Annotated in this window: 3 protein-coding genes; 1 reads left to right on the top strand and 2 read right to left on the bottom strand. The window is 62.4% G+C overall.

Going from position 1 to position 4,066, the window contains the following annotated elements; translation table 11 throughout:
• On the bottom strand, positions 1 to 2,008 hold a 2,008-nt coding region (locus EOA22_RS26325), incomplete at its 3' end, for a [protein-PII] uridylyltransferase (protein ID WP_127390323.1).
• Between the two features lie 78 nt (positions 2,009 to 2,086).
• Complete coding sequence (locus tag EOA22_RS26320; protein ID WP_013528059.1) at positions 2,087 to 2,911, bottom strand: glycosyltransferase family 25 protein; 825 nt, start codon at positions 2,909 to 2,911, stop codon at positions 2,087 to 2,089.
• 189 nt (positions 2,912 to 3,100) lie between these two features.
• On the opposite strand from EOA22_RS26320, the gene EOA22_RS26315 reads away from it, so the two are divergent.
• The coding region (locus tag EOA22_RS26315) for a YHS domain-containing protein (protein WP_127390322.1) at positions 3,101 to 4,066 on the top strand (966 nt) is incomplete at its 3' end.

Raw genomic sequence — 4,066 nt, 5'->3', positions numbered from 1 at the left:
CCGCCGCCGTGCGTTGCGCGCGCGACACTTCCGAAAACCCGCCGGTCAACAGCAATTCGGTCTCGTAGTAGAGCGTGCGCAGCAACTGGCCCTTCCAGCCGTTCCAGACACCCGGTCCGACGCCCCTGATGTCGCAGACGGTGAGGATCAAAAGCAGCTTCAGCCGCTCGACCGACTGCACGATCGCGGCGAAATCCTCGATGGTCTTGCGGTCGTTGAGGTCGCGGGTCTGGGCTGTCATCGACATCACGAGATGGTTCTCGACCAGCCAGGCAACGGTCTCGGTATCGGCAGGCGACAGCCCCATATGCGGACAGATGCGGCGTGCGATCCTGGCCCCCGCCTCGGAATGGTCCTCCGGCCTGCCCTTGGCGATGTCGTGCAGCAGTACGGCGACATAGAGCGCCTCGCGGCTCTTCTTCAGCCCCGGCATCAGCGTGTGCGACAGGGGATGGACCTTTTCGCCGTCGCCGCGTTCGATCTCGGCCAGCACGCCGATGCAGCGGATGAGGTGCTCGTCCACCGTGTAGTGGTGGTACATCGAGAACTGCATCATGGCGACGATCTTGCCGAAATCCGGGATCAGCCTGCCGAGCAGCCCGGCCTCGTTCATGCGGCGCAGATTGAGTTCGGCATTGCGATCCGAGGTCAATATGTCGAGGAACAGCCGGTTGGCCTCCTCGTCGCGCCGCAGCGACTTGTTGACCAGGCCGAGCGAACGGGTCAGCAGCTTCAGCGCATCGGGGTGGAATTCCAGACCGTGCTTGTCGGCGAACCAGAACAGCCTGAGCAGATTGACCGGATCGCGCTCGAACACCTGGTCGTCGGCGATGTTGATGCGGTGGTTGTCGACAATGAAGTCCGACGTGCCGGCCAGCTTGCGCTTGCGCCGCGAGAAAGTCAGGAAGATGCGGTTGAAGCCCGGCACGTGCTTGGCCTGCTCCTCCTCGAGCGCGGCACAGAAGATGCGGGTCAGGTCGCCGACGTCCTTGGCAACGAGGAAGTAGTGCTTCATGAAGCGCTCGACCGCCGACAGGCCGGGGTGCGTGGTGTAGCCGAGCCGTTCGGCGATCTCGCGCTGGATGTCGAAATGCAGCCGCTCCTCGGCCTTGCCGGTGAGGAAATGCATGTGACAGCGTACCGCCCACAGGAAATCCTCGGCTTTCTGGAACTCGCGGTACTCACCCTCGGTGAAGACGCCTTTATCGACCAATTCCTCGCCGGTGCGCACCCGGTAGAAATATTTGCCGATCCAGAACAGCGTCTGCAGATCGCGCAGGCCACCCTTGCCGTCCTTGACGTTGGGCTCGACCAGATAGCGGCTTTCGCCGGCCTTGGCATGGCGGTCATCGCGTTCGGCAAGCTTGGCCTGGACATATTCGGGGCCGGTCGTGCGCACCACCTCATGGTCGAAGCGCAGCATCAGTTCATCATAGAGCTTTTCCTCGCCCCACAGGAAACGTGCTTCGAGGATCGAGGTGCGGATGGTGACGTCGGTGCGCGACAGGCGCAGGCATTCGTCGATATTGCGTGTGGCGTGGCCGACCTTCAGCCCCAGGTCCCACAGCATATAGAGCATGTATTCGACTGTCTGTTCGCCCCACGGCGTCTGCTTGTAAGGCAGCAGGAACAACAGGTCGATGTCGGACCCCGGCGCCAGCGTTCCACGGCCGTAGCCGCCGACAGCGACGACGGCCATGCGCTCCGCGGAGGACGGGTTCTTGACCCGGTAGACATGGGTGACGGCGAAATCGTAAAGCGCCCGGATGATCTCGTCCATGAGATGCGACAGCCGCGCCGCGCAGGCGCTGCCGCCGCCATCGTCCCTCAGCATGCGTTCGGCAATGGCGCGCCCGTCCGCCAGTCGTCCCTTGAGCAGCTGGAGCACACCATTGCGCGCAGCCTGCCCTGAGCCGTCGCCCGCCGTGCCCGCGGTCAGCGCGGTCATCTCGCGGCGCAAGGCTTCGCCGTCGATCAATTCGTCGAGCTTCAGGGAGATTCTTGCCATATATCCAGTCGGCCTTGCCGTTTCGGCGGCGTCTATAGCGCGTTTTGGCGGCGCTGGGTATGGGGCGTTGAAGCCGGTTCAAGACCCGGCTGAGTTTTGGCTCGGATAAGTAAATGGAATGACCATTCTCCGCTTCAGTCGACCGAAATCGACAATGCGCTTGCCTATTCGCCGAGCCTCGGCTTTGACCCTCGCTATGGCTGTCTTTCTGCGTTTCCCGGTCCCGGCGGGTGCGGCGCACTGGATATCCCGCTTTTCTCTGAGCAGGCTTGGCAATTGGAGCGCCCTGTCGCCAAGGAACTGATCTTGCGCGCAGAGCGCAGGAACAAGCTGATAGATCGTCTCGCCTCGCAAAACCGAAAACTCGGGGTTGAAGACAAGGTCGTCGACAGCGATGCCGATCTCCTCGGTGGCCTTGATCAGGTCGAGCGCGGTTTGCCTGGAGATGATGTAGCCGGCGGTTCCTATATGTTCGGCGTCGAGTTTGGATGTGGAAAAGCCGTGACCGATGGCAATGCGCTTGCGTCGGATCACGGTCTTACAGAAGTAGCTTTCGAGCTTGACGACTTCGGCATCGGCTGGGATCCAGTCGCTGTCGCGAAGCAATGCGCCGGCTTTTGCGGCAAAGACGATGTCGTCCTCGAAAATCGCCCCGTAGCGGGCGTCGCCTTGCGCGATGACAGCCCAGCAGGCCCGGTGACTGAGCAGGCAGGCGATCTCGCCGTCAGTCAATGGCAGCCTGTTCCGATATCCGACATTTTGCGGCAGCTGGTCCAGCTCCGGCCGGTCGCGTGCGTCTATGGCCTGAACGCGTTCGAATGCAACGCCGATGCGGGCAAACTCCGCCGTCACACGGGCAAGGCGATCGGGAGACCGATCGAGATTGATGACCAGACGCTTCATTGCCGAAGAAAATCCCCACCCCCGCGACGCTCGCGCTTTCTAGCAGGCCTGGTGTTGCCGCGTGAGACTTTTTCTGGGGTGGATGGACGCGCCGTGGACCGGAGAAGAAAAGTCGAAACAGCCCTTGACCTTCCAGTTACTGGAAGCCCTATCTCCACGTCACACACCGATCCATCAAGGCATTTTCGAATGACGCATTCAGATCACGATCATCACGCGCACGGCAGCTGCTGCTCGACAAAAGGCGCCGTGCCCACCACGAAGAGCGTCGTCCGCGACCCGGTCTGCGGCATGACTGTCGATCCGGCGGCTGGCAAGCCGACGGCCGAGCATGATGGCCATCTCTATCATTTCTGCAGCCAGGGCTGCCGCACGAAATTCGTCGCCGAACTGGAAAAATTCCTGACCGCCACCGATCCGGTCTGCGGCATGAGCGTCGACCGCGCGACAGCCAGTCATTTTGCCCGCCACGAAGGCCAGGGCTTCTATTTCTGCTCGGCCGCTTGCCAGGCGAAATTCGAGGCGGAGCCGCAAAAATATCTCGGCGGCAGGCCAGCACCGCAGCCGATGCCCAAGGGCACGCAATACACCTGCCCGATGCACCCGGAGATCGTCCGCGACAAGCCCGGATCCTGCCCGAAATGCGGCATGGCGCTGGAGCCGATGGGCGTACCAACGGGTGACGAGGGTCCCAATCCGGAACTGGTCGATTTCACCAGGCGATTCTGGGTCAGTGCCGCTCTATCCGTCCCTTTGCTGGTCGTCGCCATGGCGCCGATGCTTGGCCTGACTTTCCAGGCTTTTGTCGACGAGCGGACGAAGGTCTGGCTTGAGCTGGCATTGGCCAGCCCCGTCGTGTTGTGGGCGGCACTGCCTTTCTTCCACCGCGGCTGGGATTCGCTCGTCAACCGCAGCCCCAACATGTGGACGCTGATCTCGCTCGGCGTCGGCGCCGCCTATCTCTACAGCGTCGTCGCCACGCTGTTTCCGGATATCTTTCCGCATCAGTTCCGCGGCCATGGCGGTGCGGTGCCGGTTTATTTCGAGGCTGCCGCCGTCATCGTCGCGCTGGTCTTCCTTGGCCAGGTGCTGGAGCTGCGCGCCCGTGAAAAGACCGGCTCGGCGATCCGCGCCTTGCTCGATCTCGCACCGAAG

The organism is Mesorhizobium sp. M7A.F.Ca.US.014.04.1.1, assembly GCF_003998745.1.
Taxonomy (GTDB): domain Bacteria; phylum Pseudomonadota; class Alphaproteobacteria; order Rhizobiales; family Rhizobiaceae; genus Mesorhizobium; species Mesorhizobium ciceri.
This window is presented reverse-complemented; position numbering and strand designations above follow the sequence as displayed.

What these genes read in the sequence shown, in the direction of transcription:
- EOA22_RS26320 (WP_013528059.1), bottom strand. Translation starts at nt 2,911, where the DNA reads ATGAAGCGTCTGGTCATCAATCTCGATCGGTCTCCCGATCGCCTTGCC.